Source organism: Pricia mediterranea (assembly GCF_032248455.1).
GTDB classification, from domain to species: domain Bacteria; phylum Bacteroidota; class Bacteroidia; order Flavobacteriales; family Flavobacteriaceae; genus Pricia; species Pricia mediterranea.
Genome location: NZ_JAVTTP010000001.1, coordinates 1362501 through 1387223, shown reverse-complemented (window position 1 = coordinate 1387223; position 24723 = coordinate 1362501). Strand labels below are relative to the sequence as shown.

Below are 24723 nucleotides of genomic sequence, written 5' to 3'. Positions count from 1 at the left end.
TTGTTCAATAAGTAGGTGTAGTTGGTCCGGAATATGAAGACCGGTGTTTCTATTCTTCAAGGTCGATACTCGATACTTGCTCGATATCGGCCTCGACCATATCGTTCGTTTGGGGATTTTGATCGATACTAGTCTGGTTATAATAGATAACTGATGCGATGGCAAAGGCGGCTAAGTAAAGGGAACTTTTTATTCGTTGAGTCATGGGGGACGTGTTTTTTAATTCTGGTACTAAAGTAGAATAAAGTAGGTTTCCTGAAAACTTCTTGTTGTCAAATAAGGCCTTATCGTGGTCAATTGCCGTTTTCCTGTTGTCTATTCTTTTTTGAGTTAGTCTTTCCCGGTTATCGAATGGAGTTTACCCCAAGGCTAGGGTGAAGTCCTTAAATCATCGACGAACGGCACTGTTGCGGATCCATTGGACAAAGGTGGAATAAAAAGTATGAATTTATCCAAATAAAAATCTCAGGGTTTAAATGCCGCTTGGATAGACTTGTGTCTGAGAAAATAGCGATACGTCAATATCTCATACTTTGAATTGCCAATTTGATGATTCGAGGGTTATTAAGAAACGTCCCACAATGCATAATAAACAATATTTGCGGGAATGAGCGTTATACTATCTCTAACAAAGAGATAATTAATGCAATCATATAATGAATAAAAAGAACTTTATATTTTCAATCGCAACAGGTCTATTATTTACCAACGGAGTTTTCGCGGGGGACCTGCCCACCGAAAAGGACGAACAAATTGTCAAATCCGTCACCTATATAGAAGATGAATCCCAAATCGAATTGGGATTCGACACGGCCGATTATTTACCGGAAGGTTTCAATCCTTATAAAATCTATGTCAATCTAGATGCCATTATATTTTTGGAAGATGAGATCGGGGAGGAGGCTAACCTTAAAAAATATCTTCCTGCGAACTTTGACGCTTATGCTTACCCGAACGATGTTGCCGCCTTCAACTACATCGATGAAGACGATGTGGTTACGATGGATTTTGATACAGAGGCGTATCTTCCGTCAGGTTTCGATGCCTACGCTAAAACTACGAAAGACAGAGAAGGAGTGAGACGCGAGAAAACAGCGAAATAAATCCTCGTCAGACCGAAAGGTCCCGATTCAGATAAACCAAGCGTCAAGACCTCCATGCAAAATGGGGGTTTTGTCGGTTAAAACAGTAACGGCACCACAAACTGGAACACAAGTACCAGCAGGCCAACGGAAATCAGGTTGAGCACAATTCCGGCCCGTGCCATCTGATGGACCTTGATATGTCCGCTAGCAAAGACTATCGCATTCGGCGGGGTGGCCATGGGCAGCATAAACGCACAGCTGCTGGCGATGGTCACGGGAATCAATAGATGAAGAATGGGTAAGTCCAATCCAATGGCGATACCGGCGACCACGGGAATAAGTACCGCCGTCAGCGCCACGTTGCTCATCAGTTCGGTCATGAACAGCATCATGGCTATCAGAAGAATTGCGGTAAACATAATACTGATGTCACTATCGGCGATCGCCCCCGAAACTACATCTACGATTCCGCTGACCGACATGCCCTGAGCCAAAGCGAGTCCGCCTCCGAAGAGAATCAGAATACCCCAAGCGAGTTTTTGGGTGTCCTTCCAATGGATAATGAAATCTCCTTTCTTAAGGTTATACGGTATGGAAAACATGGCGATGGCACCCGTCATACTGATGATGGTATCGTTTAGTTGGACTTCGGGAAAGATGCCATTGATAACGGTTCTAAAAATCCAGAGGAAAACGGTGATGCCGAAAATAATCAACACTTGTTTTTCCTTTCCGGACATGGGACCCAATTTTTCCAGTTCGTCGTGGATAACATTTTTTGAGGCCGAGAAATTTAGGGTTCCGCTGGGATACATCCATTTCACAAGTACAAAATAGATGATGCCGATCAATACCGTGGAAAAGGGCACTCCAAGGGCCATCCACTTCACGAATGAAATTTCCATGTTGTATTCGTTCTCCAGCAGCCCGATCATCACCGAGTTGGGCGGTGTTCCAATGACAGTGGCTATCCCGCCCGCGTTGGCGGCAAAGGCGATTCCCAACATAACACTGAGGGCAAAATTTCTATCGCCCTTGGTAAATCCGTCGGCATCGTTAATGAGCAGGCCGATGACCGACATGGCGATGGGCAGCATGACCACCGCGGTGGCGGTATTGCTGATCCACATGCTCAAGGCGGCAGTGGCAATCATAAAACCGAGCACCACCTTATTGGGAGTTGTCCCGGTTATCTTAATGATATTGAGGGCGATCCGCTTATGTAAATTGACCTTTTCAAGGGCTAGGGCGAGAACAAATCCCCCAAAGAAAAGGAAGATAATCGGACTTCCGTAGTTGGCGCCCACCTCGCCGATCTCCAAAATGTTCAGCACCGGAAACAGCAACAGCGGCAACAGGGCCGTCACCGAAATGGACACGGCTTCGGTAATCCACCAGATGACCATCCAAACGGCCACGGCAATAACCGCGTCGCCCTTTTGCGAGACTATATCAAAAGGCAGGTTGATCAGGATGAAAAAGAAGATGGGGGCGAGAAAAATGCCTATTTTTTTGGTGATGGTCATGGGCGGTTATTGGTGCCTTCTAAACTATGGGATTTTTTTGGAATTTGAAAGTGGCGTTTCGGTGTAACTAGAAAAAGGTGCTGGCCTGCCCTGGGGAAGTATCCGAAACACAACCGTACCGGTTTCCCGTCCGGAATATTCCGTTTTCTCAGTAAACGATAGAGTCTGAAGCGATTGCCGGGAGATTGTAATGGCCGTAATCTACGGTAATCTGTCCTCCTTTTAAGGCTTTGGCATCCGCGGCGTCGATAGGGGTGTCGAACACGAAGACCTTCTGTAACTTTTTGAACTCCGCCAGTTTACGGAAATATGGGGCTTGCAAGTTTGTCCCCGTCAGGTTGATCGATTTGAGGTATTTGGAGGTAGCGGCCAATTTTTCGATTCCCTTTCCGGTAATTTCGGTGTGGTCTAATTTTAGAACGGTCAAATGCGGAAGGTCCGCCAATTTTTCGAACACGGCATCGGATACCTGGGTGCCGCCGAGATCAAGGACGGCAATCTGTATTTTAAGAGGTTCAAAGAGAGCGAAATCCGACTCGGAGAATGAGGGTTTATTTAGACATGATATCTTTAGGAAATTGGTAGCCTTACTGATTTGGTCGACATGGATACCCTGATCTTTAATCCGGTCGATACTGTCTTGGGAGGCCTCGGCGACTTCCACATCGGGATAATCGTTATCCACTTTTTTTGGGAAAAAGGATTGGAACAGCTCTTTTTCAAGTCCACTTTCGCCGATCGTTTCCGCGAACGGGTGTCCCGCGTCCAGCCAGGCCCCGATCAGGGCGATCTCTTCCTTGGAGGGCTGCGTTTTGCCGTCGGGCGGCATGTGGTCGTCATCGTCCAGGGGCAGGTTCATTCGCACGAACAATTCGCTATCGGCAGCATGGTTGGCCACTACGACATCGCCGTTCTCCCCGCCGGTCAAGATCCCCTCTTCGGAGTTCAATAGCAATTCGCCTTTCGTTTTTTTAGGATTGTGGCAGCTTACGCACTTGTTGTTCAATATGGGGTCGATTACATCCTTATATATAAGCGTCTCTTCCCAATTTTCTTCGTTCAGCACAATTTCTTTTTCCTCGAACGTTTCGAATCCCAAGGCAGATTTAACGGAATTGGGCAGTGGTTCCACGAGATAATCTTCGCCATGGGTGATATTGCCCCCCTGGTGGCCGGTAAAGGAGATCAGCATAAAAAATAGGACGGAAAGTACCAAGGTCGGAATGCTATCGAGAAAATCGGATAGGTCTGTTCTTGTCATTCTCTTGCTGCCGGACTTATCGATTTGCTCCTGTTCAATTATTTGGTCTTTAGGAATTTGGTGCTCGAAATTTGCAATTTTTACATCTCTGTCCGTTGAGCCGGTGGATCTTATTTTGAGATACATCACAAAGCAAAATAACGCCGTGGCGATACCCGACCACAGGTGCCATTTTACGGTGTCGAAGCCGTAGCCTTCCCCCAGATATTGTAAATATCCGGTAATACAGGCCAGTGCCGCACTGACTCCCGCCCAAAGATAAATGAGGGCGACTACCTTGGTATGCTGCCCTATTTTTCTGTCGTACCACTGCAACAACAGCCCCAGTATGATAAACCCGATAGGAAGATGCACGATCACAGGGTGCAGGCGGCCTAGAAGTTGTAGAAGGACATCCATGGGGGAAGTTGATAATTTGTTGGGAGGTTGGAATATTTGATTGCTACTGCATTTTGGAACACTACTGATATCCGGCAAGGAATGACCTTCTAACGATTACCGGCCATTCTTTTTTTCAAGGCCCTCATAATAAAAACGTTCGCCTTCCATTGGTCCGCTACCGGAACTTGGGTGTAGGGCAGTGCGGGCAAATAGGTGGGCGGACCGAATTCTGTCGTTATGCTGACCGCCCTGTCAGATTCTTGCCATCTTTTATCGATAATTTTTTCCCAAATATCCAAATGGCGTTTCAGGGCATTATGCCACTCGGGGGCTTCGGGATCGTTGACCTGTGGGCCTTCCGGATGGCCGACACGTGCATGGATGTGGTGCGTGCGATTTATCACCTGCTCCAGATCTTTCTCCTGTTCTTCCAAAAGCGATTCGTGTACGACCATCCAATGACTGATATCGAGGGTCAATCGAAGATTCGGAACCGTCCTTAAGTATTCATTCGTTTCAGGAAGGTTATAACTGAAACGGCCCCGATGGGTCTCGTGGTAGATAGGGATGTCGCTTTCCTTGGCGATCTTGTTCGCAGCATCGATAAAGGCCCTGTTCTGTTCGAAGGTAAAAAAATCGTTTCCGGTGTGGCAGTTGATGGCTACCGGGTTCAAATCGACCAATCGCATCAGATGTTCGATGTACCGCCTTAGACTGGTATCGAAATCCACACTCTTGTCCGTTCCCGCCATATAGATGACCTGAAGACCATGTTCTTGCAAGGCGTCTTTCAGTGCCAATTGGTCTTCCAATTCTTTGGGATACCAGGTCTCGACCCCGTCGTAACCCGCTGCTTTGGTCTTCTCGCAAAAAGCGTCCCACGAAACCTTCCGGCCCCAGTCGGTCTGGAAGAACAGGAGCTGTTTATTTTGTTGGGAGTAGGATGTTAGGGTGGTAAGGAGGATAATCGACAGGATCGGTATTTTCATGGTGTGGTATTATAAGGTATTGATAGCTTATAGTTTAATTCTTGGGGCATTCTTGGTCTTCGTGAACTTGCCCACCGGCTTTTAATTATCTTTAATGCTTGTCCGGGAGAACCCAATCAATCAATTTGAATTAATGATGTCACGTCGAGTACTTCGACTGCGCTCAGTACAGGCAGGCAGTCGAGCCGTTTTGGTTTGACTCTTCGACGGCGCTCAAGGGGATAAAACTCTTTTTGGGCTTCCAAGCGGACATCATCTTATCTTTTAGTTAAGCCAGTATCTCGTTGATTACCAAGCCCTCGACATCGGTCAACCGGAACGGTCTTCCCTGGAAATCGAAGGTGAACTCTTCGTGGTCGAAGCCTAGCAAGTGCAAGATGGTGGCATGTACATCGTGAACGGACACGCGTCCCTCGACGCCCGAGAAACCGATGTCGTCGGTCTGGCCGTGTACCGCGCCCTTCTTGATGCCGCCGCCGGCCATCCACATGGTAAAGGCATCCCCGTGATGGTCCCGGCCCTTGAACCCCATTTCCTTGCCTTCCCGGTTTTCCTGCATGGGCGTACGACCGAATTCGCCGCCCCACACCACCAGGGTGTCGTCCAACAATCCCCGCTGCTTCAGGTCCAGCAGCAGTGCGGTCATGGGCCGATCGATTTCCCGACATTTGTTACGGAGGCCGATGTCCACCGCGGTATCGCGGCCCGTGCCGTGGCTGTCCCATCCCCAATCGAACAGCTGTACGAAGCGCACGCCGTCCTCGACCAGCTTTCTGGCCAAAAGACAGTTGTTGGCAAAGGATTCCTTGCCTGGTTCGACCCCGTACATCTGCTTGATGTTTTCGGGTTCGTCGTTGATGTTCATCACATCCGGTACGGCAATTTGCATCCGATACGCCATTTCGTACTGGTTGATCCGGGCCAAGATCTCGGGATCGGCGTATTTGGCGTATTCCTCTTTGTTGATCTTGTTGATGGCCTCGATCGTGCTTTTTTTCAGATTTCTGGAAATACCGTCGGGATCTTCGATGTACAGTACGGGATCTCCCTTACTTCGGCATTGTACACCCTGGTACACCGAAGGTAAAAAGCCACTGCCCCAGACGCTTTTTCCGGCACTTGGGGCCTTGCCGCCCGAGGTCAATACCACAAAGCCGGGCAGGTTCCGGTTTTCGGAACCCAGGCCGTAGGTCACCCACGAACCGATACTGGGCCGCCCGAGCCGGGGGCTGCCGGTATGCATGAATAATTGCGCCGGACCGTGGTTGAACTGGTCGGTATGTACCGCTTTCAAAAAGGCGACCTCATCGACCACCTTTTTAAAATGGGGCAGGTTGTCCGAGACCCAGTTGCCGGATTCGCCCTCTTGCCTGAATGCTGCCTGTGGCCCCATCAACTTGGGCGTACCACGGATAAAGGCGAACTTTTTTCCGTTCAAAAAGGATTGCGGACACGGCTGGTCGTTCAGTTTTTGCAGCTCGGGCTTGTAATCGAACATTTCCAATTGGGAGGGGGCCCCCGCCATGTGTAGGTAGATGACGTTCTTGACCTTCGGACCGAACGGGGGCGCCAGAGTCGCCAAGGGGTTCAGGTCGCGCTCCGAAAACCCTGACTTTTTTACGGAGGTGCCCGCATCTTTACCAAAATCACCGCATCCGGCAAAGATAGAGCCCAGTGCCAGCCCCCCCGCACCCATCGCACACTGCTTGATAAAATGACGGCGTGTCTTGGCCTCCGCTTCGCGGTGTATTCTTTCCTGTAGCAGTCTCTCTATATCTCTTTTCACTTTTTCTTTCTATTTCACAGTTCTTTCTCTACGTTGACTAACGGCTAACCTCAGGCCTTGCTCAAAAACTCGTCCAAGTTCATAATCGCGTTGGCCACTACGGTCAGCGCGGCCAGTCGGGGATTGGGGCTTTCTTCCAACACAAAGAACTGGCCTTTGATGGCCTCCGTATTCTCGAACTCTGATAGGGACTCTTCGTAGAGTGCCTTCAGGGCCCCCAGTTTCTCGGGGGTGATTTTGGAATAGGTCGCTTTTTCATAGCCCTTGGCGATGATGCCATCGATGTCACCATCGTCGGTCTGGCCCTCGTCCCCTCCATTTCCGTTCGGAAATTTGGCGTTCAAAGGGTTGCCCCCCATAAACTTGGCGAGCGTATAGGCCGCTTCGAGATAGACCGGATCGTTCAGGGTCACCAAGGCCTGTAGCGGGGTGTTGGTGACGGTACGTCGGATGGTGCAGACCTCGCGGCTACCCGCATCGAAGGTGATAAAGGAGGGGTAGGGGCTCGTGCGTTTTAAATAGGTATAGACCGCCCTTCGGTACTTGTCCTCGCCCTCGCTCTCGACCCATGATTCATTGCTATAGACCGATTGCCAGACCCCGTCCGGTTGGGGCGGCATGACTCCGGGACCGTACATCTTATCGCTTAGCAGGCCCGATACGGCCAAGGCCTGATCGCGGATCTGTTCCGCCGAAAGGCGCAGCCGCGGGCCGCGGGCAAGCAGTTCGTTGTTCGGGTCTTTCTGATAGAGCTCGGGATTGTTCCGGGAGCTTTGCCTATAGGTGCCGGACATCACGATATCCTTTATCAGGGCCTTCATGTCCCAATCGTGATCGTTCATAAGCCGCAGCGACAGCCAGTCCAAGAGTTCCGGATGTGAGGGCGGGTCCGATTGCGTGCCCATATCCTCTACCGATGCCACGATGCCGCGACCGAAGAGCTGGTGCCAGACCCTGTTGACAAGGGTACGTGCGGTCAGGGGATTCTTTTTGCTGACGATCCAGTTCGAGAGTCCCAAGCGGTTCCGCTGCCAGTCGGGTTCCCAGGGGTTGAGGCTTTCCGGAACGCCGGGTTCGACCGTATCCTTTTTAATCAACCAGTTGCCCCTTTCAAAGACTTGGGTGGCGCGAGCCATATAGCTGTGGTTCTCCGCCATTATAGGCAGTTCGGGAGTGTCCGCGTTCAGCAGCTCCAGGAAGGTGCCGTTGATGTCGCGATAACCTGGTTTTGATTTTCCCGGGATATCCTCCAAAAATGCGAACCATGTGATAAAACTGGTGGATACCTGTTTTCCGATCCGGTCGTTGTTCGTCTCGAGGTAGAGGTCGATGATTTCATCGGTCCTTTTAAAGGGTATTTTCCGGATCGTATTGCCGTTGGTCTTGTCTATCGTAAATTGTGCCAGGATTTCGCCCTCCTCGTTGTTTTTTCGGATGGTCATTCGGGTACCGTCGATACCTGCCCGGTACTTCATATACATAAAACCGGCCCCTCTGGTGTAGACGTTCCTCAAGGTGCACGAGCCATCGTCCCACAGGGCCAGGTATTTGGTGTCGGCCAGTTCCCCATTGGTGAAATCCTCGGCATTATGGGCCAGATACTTGGGCTCGTTGAACCTTAGAAAATCCTCATAGACCCCGGCGACTTTCTCCGAACCGTATTTTTGGACCCAAGAGTTCACCCGCGCCACTTTTTTCTGCTGTACGCTGTCGTAAAAGCGGATATTGGGACTTTCGTCCGGGGTATCCTCGTCCCTTGAATTGTTGAAAAAGGCCATGGCCTTGTAATATTCCTCGTGCTTGAAGGGGTCATAGGTATGGCTGTGGCATTGCACACATTCCATCGTGGTACTCTGCCATACGGAGAAGGTCGTATTGACCCGGTCTATGACACTGGCCACCCGGAACTCCTCGTCCTCGGTCCCGCCCTCGTCGTTGTTCATCGTATTTCTATGGAAGGCGGTGGCGATCAACTGGTCCGTGGTCGGATCGGGAAGTAGGTCGCCCGCCAATTGCTCCGTGGTAAACCGGTCGTAGGACATGTTCTGGTTGAAGGCCTGGATTAACCAATCGCGATAGCGCCACATGCTCCGACCGCTATCTTTTTCATAGCCTTTGGTGTCCGCATACCGGGCCAGGTCGAGCCACCAACTGGCCCATTTCTCGCCGTAGTCCTTTCGGGCCAATAGGGTATCGACCATGGATTCGTAGGACAGATCGCCCTCGGTGAACGTATCGAATAGTTTTTGATCGGGCGGCAATCCGGTTATATCCAGGGCCAATCTCCGGGCGATGATGTTCTTTTCAGCGGGAGGATTGGGCCGCAGCTTTTCGTTAAGAAGCCGTGTAAGGATAAAATTGTCGATGTCGTTTCGGACAAAGTGGGATGGGATGGCTGGGCCCGATCCGCCCTCTGGAGATAATCCAGCTTGCTGCGAAGATTCCATATTGGATGAAATCGGGGGCACCTCAACCTTGTCGGGAAGCGAATAGGCCCAATGCTGTCCCCATTCGGCCCCTTGGTCGATCCAACGGGTCAGCAGGTCGATCTCCTCCTCGGACAGCGGAGGTTTTTCATAGGGCATCCGGAGCTCGGGGTCGGTTTCGTGTACCCGTCTTATGAGCTCGCTCCCCGACGCATCCCCCGGTATAATTGCCGGTTTGCCGGATTCGTTGATCGCAAAGGCGTCTTCCTCGAACAAAAGGCTAAAATCCCCGCTCTTTTTTACGCCGCCGTGGCAGGTGATGCATTTGCTGTTTAGAATTGGCTTGATCTGGGTACTGAAATCGACCGGGTCGGAATTCCCGCAGGACTGCAAAAACAATGTCACAACAATCAATAGGCTTGCCGTGAGAATTTCTAGACCCTTGCGGATGAAAGTGTACATAGCGGTCAAGATACACAATTTTCTGATTCTCGATTGCAATAAGAATTACCTATGTAAAAATAACGAGTTTTGAGCAGGTGTAAAATGGTCGATTTAATCGGTCTTGCCAAAACGAACCGGGTGCCATTGAAATCTCATTTGATAGGCAAATTTCTTTGAGAACCAGACTCAAAAAGAACCTTCCTAAAAAAATCCTATCCTATCATTTCTACCCTTTTATCAGAGCCATCGACCACAACTTTGGTCAGACCATGCCTCGCCAAGCCTTTCATCGCCTTGTTCCATTTTTTGTTACTGAGGCCTGCTTGGGCTTTAAGGTCGTTGAGGTCCATGCTACCGGCAGGTTTTAGAAGGCCTAGAACGATTTTCTCTTCCTCGGTTAGATCCAAGGGTTTTTTCTCCGGCCGCATCTGGGGAAAGAACAGCACCTCCTGTATCGAGGCATTATCGGTCATTAACATCACCAAGCGATCGATACCGATACCGATGCCCGCCGTGGGGGGCATACCGTATTCGAGGGCCCGGATAAAATCCTGATCGATGAACATGGCCTCGTCGTCTCCTTTTTCGGAAAGCTTCAGCTGCTCCTCAAAGCGCTCGCGCTGATCGATGGGGTCGTTGAGCTCGGAATAGGCGTTGGCGATTTCCTTGCCGTTGGCGAAAAGCTCGAATCGCTCCGTCAGGGACGGGTTCGTACGATGTTCTTTGGTCAGCGGACTCATCTCTTTAGGATAATCGGTTATAAATGTGGGCTGCACGTAATGTGCCTCGCATTTCTCTCCGAAGATTTCATCGATCAGCTTACCGACGCCCATGGTTTCGTCCACTTCGATGCCGAGCTCTTTGGCCGTTTGCCGAAGTTCGTTTTCGTCCATGCCGGCGAGATCGATTCCTGTATGTATTTTGATGGCTTCCAAGATGGGAACGCGGGGGTAGGGCGCCTTAAACTCGATTTCTTTATCGCCCACAGGCACCCGAGTACTTCCGGTAGCCTCCAGGGCCACTTTTTCCAAGAGTTTTTCGGTGGTGTCCATCATCCATTTGTAATCCTTGTAGGCCACATAGAGCTCTATCATTGTGAACTCGGGATTGTGGGTGCGGTCCATGCCCTCGTTGCGGAAAGCCTTCGCAAATTCATAGACTCCGTCAAAGCCGCCAACGATCAAACGTTTTAAATAGAGCTCGTTCGCTATCCGCAGATAAAGGGGTACGTTCAGCGCATTGTGATGGGTCAAAAACGGGCGTGCCGCCGCGCCACCGGGTATAGGCTGTAAAATGGGCGTTTCGACCTCTACGTAGCCTAAATTATTGTAAAATTGACGGATGCTGTTGATGATTTTCGTCCGCTTAATAAAAGTTTCCTTTACTTTAGGATTTACCACAAGGTCGACGTAGCGCTGTCGGTAGCGTTGCTCGGGGTCGTTGAACTCGTCGAATACCTTGCCTTCCGCATCCTTTTTCGGAAGGGGTAGCGGACGCAACGATTTGCTCAGCATGCTGAACTTTTTGACCATCACGGTCTTTTCGCCGACCCGGGTCGTAAAAAGTTCGCCCTCGATACCGATGATATCCCCAATATCCAACAGCTTTTTATAGACATCGTTATATAATGACTTATCCTCACCTGGACAGATTTCATCACGATTGAAATAGACCTGAATACGGCCTTCACTGTCCTGCAGTTCGGCGAACGAGGCTTTCCCTTGGATGCGACGGGACATCAAACGTCCGGCAACGGTGACTTTCTTCCCTTCCTCATAGTTCTCTTTAATACTTTTGGAAGTGGCATTTATGGGGTATAGTTCGGCTGGATACGGGTCGATATCCATGTTGCGCAATTTGTTCAATTTATCCCTTCTGATGGTTTCTTGTTCCGAGAGTTGCATGTGGTGGATTTTAATGGGAGCAAATATAATGGAATAATGTAGCAATTTGTCTAGTTGGTAATAGTTTGATCAGAAGCCGTGACCCGTTCTTGCCCCTTGTTCTTTTCGTCTTTTCTCCTTAATCCTTCACCCGTCAATTTTTTGACTGAATTTGTAACGATCAGCCTCTTAATTCGTCTTATTATTGTACCCGCCCAGACCGGATGGATACATCATCAATCAAAAAAATCAGCATAAAATGAGTTTGATACGCGTATTGCTCGCCATTCTTTTTCCACCTCTTGCCGTCCTTGGTAAGGGCTGTGGGTCTTTTATTATCGTTTTTATTCTAACGCTCTGCGGATGGGTGCCGGGAGTCATAGCCGCTTTGGTTATACTGAACAATCCGAGTTAGACTTTGTATTTTTGTAGGATGAACAAACAGGTCTTCATTCAAGATTTGGGATACAGGGATTACCGACAGACTTGGATCTACCAAGAACAGCTTTTCCAAAGTACCTTGGACATTAAAATCAAGAACCGGCGTGAAGGTGCAAATCTGGAAACCCCCAACCACTTGCTTTTCGTCGAGCACCCCCACGTCTTTACCTTGGGGAAAAGCGGAAACCTCGACAACCTACTGGTAAATGAGGCCGAGCTGGCCGCCAAGAACGCTAAATTCTATAAAATCAATAGGGGAGGGGACATCACCTACCACGGTCCGGGACAGGTCGTGGGGTATCCGATCCTCGATCTCGACAACTTTTTTACCGACATCCATAAGTACCTGCGACTTCTGGAGGAAACCGTTATCCTGACCTTGGCGGATTATGGTTTGAAAGCCGAGCGCTCCGCGGGCGAGACCGGGGTCTGGCTCGATGTCGGCACCCCTTTTGCGCGGAAAATCTGTGCTATGGGAATCCGCGCCAGCCGCTGGGTCACCATGCACGGGTTTGCATTGAATGTCAATACCGATCTCGGATTTTTTGATTTAATGGTGCCCTGTGGGATTAAGGGCAAGGCGGTTACCTCGTTAAATGTTGAATTGGGGAAACCGAGTGTAGATATGGGAGAAGTGAAACACAAACTGCTGCGACATTTCGGGATGCTATTCGAAGCTGAAATTCTTCTTCAGCAAGAGCGGACCGCAATTAAAAAAACCAAAGTCTAGCGCCTCCTCGGTTCTCCAATACTTCAAAACGAACTTAGTGTTTTGAGGTTTCGCCACATTGATAAACTCCGTCAACGCCATGCTGCTCATCAAAGTTGGGCTTTCGACCTTCGACCGGTCCCGTGAAGAAAAATTTGAGATTTGACGATTTTTACTTCCAGTTCGAACTATAATGTCAAAGCCATCTGCTCCGGCAACTGCCGAAAACTTCTTCTATGGTAGGGGGAAAGTCCGTACTCCCGGATGGCCTCACGGTGTTCTTTGGTCGGATACCCCTTGTTCTTCTTCCAGTTGTACACCGGATATTTCTCGTGGAGTTCGGCCATGTAGGCATCCCGATGGGTCTTAGCGAGCACGGAGGCTGCTGCAATGCTCATGTATTTGCTGTCCCCTTTAACGATGCATTCATACGGAATTTCTCTATAAGGACGGAATTTATTTCCATCTACGATAACGAATTTTGGGAAAATAGTCAATCGGTCGATGGCTTGGTGCATGGCGAGGATAGCCGCATTGAGAATATTGATTTCATCGATTTTTTCAGGATGGATATGGGCGACCCCGAACCCGGCGCATCCCGTTTCGATTAACGGTCTAAGAATAGTACGATTGTTATGGGAAAGCAATTTTGAATCATTGAGCATGTCGTTGGCAAAACCTTCCGGCAAAATGACCGCTGCGGCGGTTACCGGTCCTGCCAAACAACCCCGCCCGGCCTCATCGGTGCCGGCTTCCCCAAGCATGGTGGTGTGATATTTCTTAAGCATAGAAGGTAGCGTTCGCGACAAAATTATCGTTTAATCTGAATAACATCATGGAAACCTTTTGAATAATCCTTATTTATTATGCCTGCATAGTAAATTAATCGTAAAAACGCCTGTTTTTTTAACAAATCGACCCTGGCTTTGTTATATTTTTTTGTTTTGTTAACGGAAATTTAAGATTTTTGCGGGGCTAATTCAAAAATCTACTTAAATGAGACAGAAATCCAAATGGATCATAGCATCTGTATTGATGTTGTGTGTGGGCTTTACCTATGCCCAGGAGAAAACGGTTACTGGTAAAGTGACCGACCAGAACGAGTTGCCGTTACCAGGGGTTTCCGTGGTTGTGACAGGCACGACGACCGGAACCCAGACCGATTTTGATGGCAACTATTCCATCGATGTCGAAGAAGGCCAAACCCTTCGATTCAGTTATATTGGTCAGGCCACCGTAGAACGAACGGTAGGCGAAGACGATACGATAAATGTCCAGATGCAAGAAGATACGCAGGCTCTGGAAGAGGTGGTGGTCATTGCATACGGTCAACAAAGTAGAGAAAAACTGGTACAAAGTGTTTCTACGGTCAGCAATGAGAACATTCGTGATATTCCAGCCGTTTCACCACAGGAATTACTTCAGGGTCAGGCCTCTGGTGTTCAGGTGGTTAATTCCTCGGGTATTCTAGGCGCGGCGCCAGTTATCAAAATTAGGGGGGTTGCCTCGATTTCATCAGGGGGCCGACCTCTTTTTGTTGTCGATGGGGTTCCATTGAACGATCAGGTGGTAACCGAAGCCCAAGGAGGTCAGGGACTAAATCCATTGGCCGATATCAACCCTAATGATATCGAATCTTTTTCGGTTCTAAAAGATGCGGCGGCGACTGCCGTATATGGTTCTAGAGGTTCTAACGGTGTGGTATTGATTACCACTAAATCCGGTAGAAAAAATCAGGACACCAAGGTTACATTGGAACTCAATACTTCCTGGTCTAAAAGTACGGATGTTTTTGAGATGATGAACGCCGATCAGTTTAGAAACTATCTTGTCGAAAATGGTACTGGTGCGGCTGTGACCGATTTTCCACAAGGTTCTTTCGATTGGCCTTCTAATGTTGTAAGAACGGGACTCTCAAGCGACCTCAATGTAGGCGTGACCGGGGGTAGCGAAAAAACCACTTTCTTCTTAGGCCTTACCCATAAAGATCAACAGGGTTTTATTATTGGAAATAATTTGAACAGATTAAGCGGAAGGTTCAACTTGGCCCACGACGTAAGTGATAAAATGAGGGTCGGCGTCAATCTTGGTGTTTCGGAAACCAGAAACGATAGGGTTGGAGCGGAAAATTCTACCTTTGCACCCATGACTTCGGCGTTCCTCCAACAACCATGGGTGGAACCTTTCGATGAAAATGGAGATTACGTAAATACAGGGTTTATTGCCAACGTAATTGCAATAGAAGATCTGGATATAACCGATGCCAATAGTTTTAGAACCACCGGTAACATATACGGGGAATTCGACATCGTCGATAATCTTACTTTTAGAACGGATTTCGGTATTGATCGCGTCACATTAGAAGAATTTAGTAGATCATTTGAAATAAATTCTCCGGATGGTTTTGCTGAAGATATCGTCAACCAACAGAATAAATACATCTTTACCAACACCTTGAATTATAACAAGACGTTTGCCGGTGTTCATGATTTGAGTGCTGTAGCGGGAATGTCTTACGAACAGACCGAGGTGCGGAATATCGAGGTGGACGCGACCGGGTTTTTATCGGATCAGCAAATAAATACTATCTCTGCCTCAACACCGGGTACTACCAATAATGAGGTGACCGGAAGCAGATTGGTAGGTTATTTTGGCAGGGCCAACTATTCTTTTGATAATAGATATATTCTTGAAGGCTCGGTCAGAAGAGATGGTTCTTCACGTTTTGGTGCTAATAACAAGTACGGAACATTTTGGGCAGTTGGTGGCGCATGGCTGTTGTCCAGTGAAGCGTTTATGGAGAATGCAGATTGGATCAATACGCTTAAAATACGAGGAAATTATGGTACTTCAGGTAACGATAGAATTGGGGATTTTGCTGCTTTGGAGCGCTTTGAGGGCGATGTAGTATCAAACTATAACGGTGCTTCAGGGCTAAGACAACTTGGGGCGGGTAACCCCGACTTGCAATGGGAAAGGTCTGAATCATACGATATAGGTTTCGAAGCGGCATTTATGGAAAATCGAGTCCGACTAAATGTGGATTACTATAACAAGAAAACAACTGATTTGATTTTGGAAGTGCCCATACCCCAAACTAACGGAGGACTGAACTTTATCATTGACAACGTGGGCGAAATGGAAAACCGTGGCTTCGATGTGGACCTATCTGCGGATATAATCAGAGGGGAAGACTTTAGTTGGACGTCTTCATTGAATGTAGGTATCAACAAAAATGAAGTGCTTTCACTTCCGGGAGCCAATTTAGACGATCAGGGGAGAAGGTTTATTTCAGCCACGACGGTACAACGGGCAGTCGAAGGCTCTTCGGTAAACAGCTTTTATCTTGTTCGCTATAAAGGGGTTGATCCCCAGACCGGCGATGCGGAATGGCTTGATATTGACGGGAATCCAACAACTACCCCGACTTCGGCCGATAGGGTGCTCGCCGGTGATGCCAATCCGGATTTTGTCGGCGGATTTAGAAATAGCTTGAGATATAAGGATTTTGACCTTAATTTTTTCTTCAATTTCAGTTACGGGAATGATATCTACGTATCCGGTCTCCGATTTACCGATAATCCGGCCAGTACCTTTAATAACAGAACGGCCTTGTTGGATGTATGGAGAAATCCGGGAGATAACGCATATGTTCCCTCCTTTGACAGTCCAACCTTTGATACCTTCGCCCAAAGATCAACCCTGCAGCTAAGGGATGGATCGTTTGCGAGGTTGAAAAATATTACGCTAGGATATACCATACCGGCTAGATATGCCGATCAGTTCGGAATAATAAAAGGTGTCAGACTCTACGCTACCGCCAACAACGTCTTTACTATAAAAGCCGATGATTTGGAAGGAATTGACCCGGAAGTAACGGATTCTATCGACAACGGAAGACAGGGAGAGACCTTTTTTACCGCACCTCAATCAAGGACCTACCTTTTAGGTCTTAGACTAACATTTTAAAAAAAAAAGAGATGAAACATACAATTTTAACCATAGCATCAGTGCTGGGCCTTGTGGTCCTATCCTGTGATAGCCAATTGGACCTTGCCCCCGAAGATAGGCTTACGCAAGAGGTAGCTTTCTCGAACAAGACTACTGCACTTGGAGTATTGACCGGGGTTTATAGTGCGGCACAACAAGACGATGTTCTAAATGGAACATGGCAATTAGCTGGAGACTGGCAATCGGATAATATCGACTTTGTGGGATCTTTTCCAACGTTCAACGAAGTAAAGAACTATTCCACTCTAGCCGATAATACTTCAATCAGTGCCCTGTGGGACGATAGCTACGAAACTATTGGCACAGCCAACTTGGTCATTAAAAACGTTCCCTTAGTGGATGATCCCGAGTTTACCGAGTCTGAAAGAAATAACGCCATTGCACAAGCGAAGTTTATGAGGGCGTTAATTTACTTCAACCTATCCAACTGGTATTCGCAACCAATTCAGGTTTCAGGGGGAACTACACCGGCTGTTCCTTTGGTCTTGGAGCCTTTCGAACTGGGTGAGCCTGACTTTCCTTCTCGGGCTACCTTGAACGAAGTGCAGGCACAAATAGAACAAGATTTGTTGGACGCTATACCCAGTTTGGACGATACGGATAAAAGTAAAGCCACAAAAGGTGCGGCCCATGCTCTTTTGGCAAGACTTTATCTGTATCAGGATAAATTTGGTCCGGCCGCTGATTACGCCAACCGAGCTATCCAGAATGCTGCGTACGAGCTTGCGCCCGATTACCAGTTCTTCAATTCCTTGGACAACGAATTCTATTTCACCCTTGTTAATACCGCCGCAGATGGCCAGGATAGCAATGAAGGCTTTTCTGGGCTTACCAATCCAACTCCAGACGGTAGGGGCGATGCACCATACTCCGATAATTTGTTGGCCGCATTCGCGGAAGAGGCGGGAGATCTTCGATTTTCTGCTCTCACACAAATAGGAGCCGATGCCTTGGGAACAGAACGTGAATTTACAAGTAAATTTCCCGATGGGGTTACCAACACCGACAACGCTCCCGTGTTGAGGGTTACCGAAATGTATTTAACCAGGGCCGAGGCAAATTTAAGGGGGGGCACCGCTATCGGTGATACTCCCGTTAACGATATCAATGCATTGAGGCAGCGTGCCGGTTTGACAGATCTGGCTAGTGTTGATTTGGATCAGATTCTTACCGAAAGAAGAAAAGAATTGGCATTTGAAGGCCATAGAAGAATGGACCTGCTTCGAAACGAAATGAACCTAAGGCGTGAGGGAATGCCAAAAGTATCCGAGTCGGCTCCCGGTCAGGACAAGGTCATTTTTCCGATTCCTGTTAATGAATTGGACTTGAATGAAAATCTAGTTCAGAATCCCGGATACTAAACCATCGGAAATAACTTTACCAAACCCCTACCAATTCGGCGGGGGTTTTTTGATGGCAAAACTTTTGCATTTAGTTAGCAACAAAAAAATTAACTTTGCCCGCGAGGTGGTTTTCCGGCTTTAAGGAAAATGGCCCTGTAAACCTTTTCGGGATTTCTCGTGTTGTCGCAACCGTTTCGGCATGTTGCGGGCCCGTTATAATTTTTGTTGGAATTTGGAATTTGGAATTTGGAGTTTGAAATTTGAAACCGGGACCCGAGCCATCGAAGGGCGGTCGCGAGGCATCCTCGGGGCATGTGTTCCTGAAATTGGCTCTTGGAAGGACTATTTGCCCATCCTTGCCCTTTTCCTAAGCTTTCCGATTTTGGCCCAGGAAGATTCCATTCCCCCGTCGCGAACAACGGATTCCGTTCCATCGATTCGTGTCAAGGATACGTCCGCGGTCAAGAACAAGCTTCCGATCTTGATCCGCGAAGATACTATCCCATCCGCTCAAAAGGCGGATTCATCCCTCGTAAACCAAAAGGTTCCATTGACCATCCCAAAAGATTCCGTTCCATCCTATAAAAAAATGGATGTCCCCTTGTTGGGCATCAGTGATTTGCCATCGGTTCGCGGAGACTCCCTTCGCCAACTTCAAGCGCAGGCCGGGTCCGCCTCTAAAAAAAGAAGACGGAAATTTCCTAGGGAAAAAATAATATCTCCCGAAGCGATTACTATTAGGGACTACAAGATTATTTCGTATGCCCGCGATACCACCTATCTCGACACTACCCTGACCATCCAAAAGGAATTTAAGTATAATTATCTGAGGCGCGATAATTTTGAGCTTATGCCATTTGCCAACGTGGGGCAACCCTATAACAAATTGGGCGTCGATCTACAGGCAGATGTCTTTTATCCGAAGTTGGGTGCGACCGCATTGAATTACAATTATATGGAAGTCCGGGATATTGACTACTACAATGTAGCCACCCCGATGAGCGATCTTTTCTTCAAGACTACCTTTGAGGAGGGGCAGCTGTTGGATGCGACCTTGACTTTTAATACCTCTCCGCGGTTGAACTTTTCACTGGCCTACAAAGGTTTTCGATCTTTGGGCAAATACCTTTCCGATCAGGCCGAATCAGGAAATTTCCGTACCACCACAAATTATGGCACTAGAAATGGAAGATATCGAATACGGGCCCATATCGCCGCCCAGGATATCGAAACCCAAGCAAACGGGGGTCTGATCAATAAAGAAGAGCAGTTCGAAGCGGGCGATCCCGAGTTCAATGAGCGCAACAAGGTCGATGTTCGATTCAATGATGCCGATAACAAGATTTTGGGGAAGCGTTATTATTTCGACCATTCGTATAAGCTGCTGAAGCGAAATCAAGATTCGAGCCTCGTCGAAAAAACATCATTGGGAATCGGGCATGTTTTCAATTATGAGACCAAATATTACACCTTTGGCCAATCCCAACAGAGTTTCTATTTTGGCGATCGATTGGTGCCGGCCATTGAAGATAAGGCCAGATTGAAGACCATGTACAACCAGGTCAATGTCGAGTTTTATAACGCTACCTTGGGCAGGTTGCAAGGAAATCTTTCCGCCTATGACTACAATTACTTTTTTAACAGCATTCTGATTACCGAAGACGGTAGACGCATTCCGAACCGGCTAAAGGGAACCGAAATAGCCATCGGAGCCCAGTACGAAAAAAAGATTCGGGGCCTTGAGCTTGAAGGGGAGGTCAAGTATAATGTATCCGGTAAACTTGGGGGCGACCTGTTGAAGGCATCCGTCGGATATCGATTGAACGATGGGTTCGAGATAAGCGCATCGGCCCATGCTTCTACCCGTATGCCGAACTTTAATTATTTGTTGTATCAAAGTGATTATACGGAATACAACTGGTCGAACCTTGACAGCTTCGATAAGGAGCAGGTGTGTGGTCTAGGGTTTGCTATGGGCTCCGATATTTGGGGAGACCTGACACTCGATTATACGACCGTCGACAATTACTCTTATTTTGGTACCGATCCGAATTTCGTGCCAGGGGAAGGCGTCCAGACTTCGATTGTGAAGCCCTATCAAGAAGACAACGTAATTAACCATACGAAGCTTACCTATACAAAAGAATTCCGGTTGGGGAAATTCGCACTCCACAATACCTTAATGTACCAGAATGTATCGCAGAACGAAGAGGTGCTGAACCTGCCCGAACTGGTGACCCGGAATACCTTATACTTTTCTTCGGATGTTTTTAAAAAGGCCATGTTCCTGCAGACGGGTATCACGTTCAAATATTTTACCGCGTATACTATGGATGCCTATAATCCGCTTTTGGGAGAGTTCTATATCCAGAACGAAGAAAAGCTCGGGGCATTTCCTATGCTCGATTTCTTCATCAACGCCAAAGTGCAGCAAACTAGGATATATCTTAAGGCCGAACATTTTAATACCTTTTTTGGGGAAACCAAGAATTATTACGCCGCGCCGAATTACCCGTACCGGGATTTTGTAATCCGGTTCGGTCTGGTCTGGAACTTTTTTTCATAATATTTTCTGCCCTATGTTCTTGGTAAGCTATTGAAGGATATAGGGTTATGGAATGGCCCTCAAGTTTGGATGAAATTTTGGGCGAATTTTTAGAAAATTTTTTCTGTTAGGGGTTGTGCAAACTAAAAAACCCTCTTATATTTGCACCCGCTTTGAGAGACACAGGAGGAACATTCGGTTCTTTCGGGGCGGATTTGAGATAGGAAGTTCATTGACATACTGTGGAGACAATACAGAACGACCCCTGGCCGAAAGGCCCGGGGAAGGAACCATATAATATCCGGGCCGTTTTTTCATTTGCGGTCCGGGACAGAGAATTTTAGGAACGATGAGGAGCGACGGGCCCGGTTCGGGCTCTTCGGTCGGCGGTGCGCGAATACATTTAACGCACAACGATGAAGAGTTTGATCCTGGCTCAGGATGAACGCTAGCGGCAGGCCTAACACATGCAAGTCGAGGGGCAGCGATCTGTGCTTGCACAGAGTCGGCGACCGGCGCACGGGTGAGCACCGCGTATGGAACCTGCCCGCTACCGGGGAATAGCCCGGGGAAACCCGGATTAATGCCCCATACGGGCGCCTTGCGGCATCGCATCGCGCCCAAAGCCTTCGGGCGGTAGCGGATGGCCATGCGTACCATTAGCTTGCAGGTAGGGTAACGGCCTACCTGGGCTACGATGGTTAGGGGCCCTGAGAGGGGGGTCCCCCACACTGGTACTGAGACACGGACCAGACTCCTACGGGAGGCAGCAGTGAGGAATATTGGACAATGGGCGCAAGCCTGATCCAGCCATGCCGCGTGCGGGAAGAAGGCCCTATGGGTCGTAAACCGCTTTTACATGGGAAGAACCGGCGCCACGTGTGGCGCCTTGACGGTACCATGGGAATAAGGACCGGCTAACTCCGTGCCAGCAGCCGCGGTAATACGGAGGGTCCGAGCGTTATCCGGAATTATTGGGTTTAAAGGGTCCGTAGGCGGGCCGTTAAGTCAGGGGTGAAAGTCTGCGGCTCAACCGTAGAAATGCCCTTGATACTGGCGGTCTTGAATTATGGCGGAGTGGGCGGAATATGTAGTGTAGCGGTGAAATGCATAGATATTACATAGAACACCGATCGCGAAGGCAGCTCACTAGCCGTATATTGACGCTGATGGACGAAAGCGTGGGGAGCGAACGGGATTAGATACCCCGGTAGTCCACGCCGTAAACGATGGATACTAGCTGTCCGGGCCCTTGAGGTCTGGGCGGCCCAGCGAAAGTGATAAGTATCCCACCTGGGGAGTACGTTCGCAAGAATGAAACTCAAAGGAATTGACGGGGGCCCGCACAAGCGGTGGAGCATGTGGTTTAATTCGATGATACGCGAGGAACCTTACCAGGGCTTAAATGCATTATGACAGGCGTGGAGACACGTTTTCCTTCGGGCATTTTGCAAGGTGCTGCATGGTTGTCGTCAGCTCGTGCCGTGAGGTGTCAGGTTAAGTCCTATAACGAGCGCAACCCCTACCGCTAGTTGCCAGCATGTCATGATGGGGACTCTAGCGGGACTGCCGGTGCAAACCGCGAGGAAGGTGGGGACGACGTCAAATCATCACGGCCCTTACGTCCTGGGCCACACACGTGCTACAATGGCCGGTACAGCGGGAAGCCACGCAGCGATGCGGAGCGGATCCACAAAACCGGTCACAGTTCGGATCGGGGTCTGCAACCCGACCCCGTGAAGCTGGAATCGCTAGTAATCGGATATCAGCCATGATCCGGTGAATACGTTCCCGGGCCTTGTACACACCGCCCGTCAAGCCATGGAAGCCGGGAGTGCCTGAAGTCCGTCACCGCAAGGAGCGGCCTAGGGCAAGATCGGTAACTAGGGCTAAGTCGTAACAAGGTAGCCGTACCGGAAGGTGCGGCTGGAACACCTCCTTTCTAGAGCTTTCCCCCCGAGCGCGGGGGGAGGGGCGCAGTCCGCCCCGAGGGGCCCGTCCGCGGCCCGTCGCGCCCTCATTTTTCTTTTTTTTTCTGTTTCATTGCCGGTTCCCCCGTAACGAGAGGAACGCGTCTCCATGGTATTACGTTATATAGCGGGGCCTGGCGTCCCGGGCGCGGCCTGCGCGAGCACGGCCACCATGCGCCGCAAAGGCCACGGAGTCTCATAGCTCAGCTGGTTAGAGCGCTACACTGATAATGTAGAGGTCGGCAGTTCGAGTCTGCCTGAGACTACGCAAGGAATGTACGGGGTGCCGTTCACGGCGCGCGGTACGAGGTTCTTTACAATAAGGTATTGGAAATTCTAGGGGTCGGGCGGTAGTTGTACTAACTACTAACTACTATGTACTAACTACTAGTATATGGGGGATTAGCTCAGCTGGCTAGAGCGCCTGCCTTGCACGCAGGAGGTCATCGGTTCGACTCCGATATTCTCCACAGGCCCCAACGGGCAAAAGGTTCATTGACATATTGGGACAGGGCGCACCTGCCTTGCGGCAGGTGCGCATACTGAAAGCAAGAAACACGAATTTTAAGTAAAGAGTACTAGAGCAAGAACACGCATACGTCTTCCGCGGGCCTGGCCCGCGGGAGGCCCAAAAGGTGGCGACAAGCCAGATAAGGGCGTATGGGGGATGCCTAGGCTCCCAGAGGCGACGAAGGACGCGATAAGCTGCGAAAATCCGCGGGGATCGGCACATACGATATGATCCGCGGGTGTCCGAATGGGGCAACCCGCCGTGCTGAAGGCACGGCACCGTGCAAACGGGGCTAACCCGGCGAACTGAAACATCTAAGTAGCCGGAGGAAGAGAAAACAAGAGTGATTCCGGTAGTAGCGGCGAGCGAAACCGGAGGAGTCCAAACCGGACATGTCTCGGCATGTCCGGGGTTGTAGGACCGCGATATCCGATCAGAGACGAACTAGAGCCCGTTGGAAAGCGGGGCCGAAGACGGTGACAGCCCGGTATAGGCAAGTCAGCTGTAAGGTAGCGGTATCCTGAGTAGTGCGGGGCACGTGAAACCCTGCATGAACCCGGCGGGACCATCCGCCAAGACTAAATACTCCTGGGAGACCGATAGTGTACCAGTACCGTGAGGGAAAGGTGAAAAGAACCCCGAACAGGGGAGTGAAACAGATCCTGAAACCGTACGCCTACAAGCGGTCGGAGCCCTTCGGGGTGACGGCGTGCCTTTTGCATAATGAGCCTACGAGTTACTTTCACCGGCAAGGTTAAGCCCTTCAGGGGCGGAGCCGCAGCGAAAGCGAGTCCTAACAGGGCGCCTGAGTCGGTGGCAGTAGACGCGAAACCGTGCGATCTACCCATGGGCAGGGTGAAGCAGTGGTAACACACTGTGGAGGCCCGAACCCGTTGACGTTGAAAAGTCTTGGGATGACCTGTGGGTAGGGGTGAAAGGCCAATCAAGCTCGGAAATAGCTCGTACTCCCCGAAATGCATTTAGGTGCAGCGTGTTATTAGTTTTATAGAGGTAGAGCTACTGATTGGATGCGGGGGCTTCACCGCCTACCAATTCCCGACAAACTCCGAATGCTATAAAACGATGTAACGCAGTGAGGGCATGGGTGCTAAGGTCCATGTCCGAGAGGGAAAGAACCCGGACCATCGGCTAAGGTCCCCAAATATATGCTAAGTTGAACAAACGCGGTAGGACTGCATTGACAGCCAGGATGTTGGCTTGGAAGCAGCCATTCATTTAAAGAGTGCGTAACAGCTCACTGGTCGAGCGGTCCCGCATGGATAATGATCGGGCATAAGCATATTACCGAAGCCATGGCCTTGTAGACTCGGTCTACAAGGGGTAGGGGAGCATCGAGACGGCGCGGAAGCCGCACCTGCGAGGGGCGGTGGAGCGGTCTCGAACGAAAATGT

Annotated in this window: 14 protein-coding genes, 2 tRNA genes and 2 rRNA genes (1 of these 18 cut by a window edge); 10 read left to right on the top strand and 8 right to left on the bottom strand. The window is 49.3% G+C overall.

What is annotated here, in order from left to right; translation table 11 throughout:
• Positions 1-49 precede the first annotated feature (49 nt).
• Positions 50-205, bottom strand: a complete 156-nt coding sequence (locus RQM65_RS05895) for a hypothetical protein (RefSeq protein WP_314013366.1) — start codon at positions 203-205, stop codon at positions 50-52.
• Between the two features lie 451 nt (positions 206-656).
• On the opposite strand from RQM65_RS05895, the gene RQM65_RS05890 reads away from it, so the two are divergent.
• On the top strand, positions 657-1103 hold the full coding sequence (locus tag RQM65_RS05890; RefSeq protein ID WP_314013365.1) for a hypothetical protein: 447 nt from the start codon (positions 657-659) through the stop codon (positions 1101-1103).
• Positions 1104-1180: 77 nt separating this feature from the next.
• Here the strand turns inward: RQM65_RS05890 and RQM65_RS05885 are convergent, their stop codons facing one another.
• The 6 genes from RQM65_RS05885 to lysS form a co-directional block, all read right to left on the bottom strand.
• The gene (locus tag RQM65_RS05885; RefSeq protein WP_314013364.1) at positions 1181-2611 is read right to left on the bottom strand and encodes an SLC13 family permease; all 1431 of its coding nucleotides are present in this window, start codon (positions 2609-2611) and stop codon (positions 1181-1183) included.
• 148 nt (positions 2612-2759) lie between these two features.
• Positions 2760-4271: a c-type cytochrome domain-containing protein gene (locus RQM65_RS05880; protein WP_314013362.1), complete on the bottom strand. Its 1512-nt coding sequence runs from the start codon at positions 4269-4271 to the stop codon at positions 2760-2762.
• 89 nt (positions 4272-4360) lie between these two features.
• Positions 4361-5242 (bottom strand): sugar phosphate isomerase/epimerase family protein, encoded by an 882-nt coding sequence (locus RQM65_RS05875; protein ID WP_314013360.1) that lies wholly within the window; start codon positions 5240-5242, stop codon positions 4361-4363.
• Positions 5243-5510: 268 nt separating this feature from the next.
• Complete coding sequence (locus tag RQM65_RS05870) at positions 5511-7028, bottom strand: DUF1501 domain-containing protein (RefSeq protein WP_314013358.1); 1518 nt, start codon at positions 7026-7028, stop codon at positions 5511-5513.
• Between the two features lie 50 nt (positions 7029-7078).
• Positions 7079-9916, bottom strand: a complete 2838-nt coding sequence (locus tag RQM65_RS05865; protein WP_314013356.1) for a PSD1 and planctomycete cytochrome C domain-containing protein — start codon at positions 9914-9916, stop codon at positions 7079-7081.
• Between the two features lie 194 nt (positions 9917-10110).
• Positions 10111-11802, bottom strand: coding sequence for a lysine--tRNA ligase (gene lysS / locus RQM65_RS05860; protein WP_314013354.1), 1692 nt, complete (start codon positions 11800-11802; stop codon positions 10111-10113).
• Between the two features lie 238 nt (positions 11803-12040).
• Here lysS and RQM65_RS05855 point away from each other — a divergent pair, with 238 nt between their 5' ends.
• Complete coding sequence (locus tag RQM65_RS05855) at positions 12041-12196, top strand: YqaE/Pmp3 family membrane protein (RefSeq protein ID WP_314013353.1); 156 nt, start codon at positions 12041-12043, stop codon at positions 12194-12196.
• Between the two features lie 18 nt (positions 12197-12214).
• Positions 12215-12952 (top strand): lipoyl(octanoyl) transferase LipB, encoded by a 738-nt coding sequence (gene lipB / locus RQM65_RS05850; protein WP_314013352.1) that lies wholly within the window; start codon positions 12215-12217, stop codon positions 12950-12952.
• Between the two features lie 167 nt (positions 12953-13119).
• Here lipB and rnhB read toward each other — a convergent pair whose 3' ends face one another.
• Entirely contained in the window at positions 13120-13719 is a 600-nt protein-coding gene (rnhB, locus tag RQM65_RS05845; RefSeq protein ID WP_314013350.1) for a ribonuclease HII, read from the bottom strand.
• 208 nt (positions 13720-13927) lie between these two features.
• Between rnhB and RQM65_RS05840 the strand changes: the two genes are divergently transcribed.
• The 7 genes from RQM65_RS05840 to RQM65_RS05810 form a co-directional block, all read left to right on the top strand.
• Positions 13928-16900 (top strand): SusC/RagA family TonB-linked outer membrane protein, encoded by a 2973-nt coding sequence (locus RQM65_RS05840; protein ID WP_314013348.1) that lies wholly within the window; start codon positions 13928-13930, stop codon positions 16898-16900.
• Positions 16901-16911: 11 nt separating this feature from the next.
• Positions 16912-18303 carry a RagB/SusD family nutrient uptake outer membrane protein gene (locus RQM65_RS05835; protein ID WP_314013346.1) on the top strand — a complete coding sequence of 464 codons (1392 nt, stop codon included), beginning with the start codon at positions 16912-16914 and terminating at the stop codon, positions 18301-18303.
• 235 nt (positions 18304-18538) lie between these two features.
• Positions 18539-20851, top strand: coding sequence for a putative porin (locus RQM65_RS05830; RefSeq protein WP_314013344.1), 2313 nt, complete (start codon positions 18539-18541; stop codon positions 20849-20851).
• A 392-nt stretch (positions 20852-21243) separates the two neighbouring features.
• Positions 21244-22772, top strand: a 16S ribosomal RNA gene (locus RQM65_RS05825).
• A gap of 220 nt (positions 22773-22992) precedes the next feature.
• Positions 22993-23066 (top strand) — tRNA-Ile (locus RQM65_RS05820).
• A gap of 130 nt (positions 23067-23196) precedes the next feature.
• Positions 23197-23270 (top strand) — tRNA-Ala (locus RQM65_RS05815).
• A 168-nt stretch (positions 23271-23438) separates the two neighbouring features.
• Positions 23439-24723 (top strand): 23S ribosomal RNA (locus RQM65_RS05810); it runs 1563 nt beyond the window's last position.
• The 16S and 23S rRNA genes sit together here with 2 tRNA genes alongside, the layout of an rRNA operon.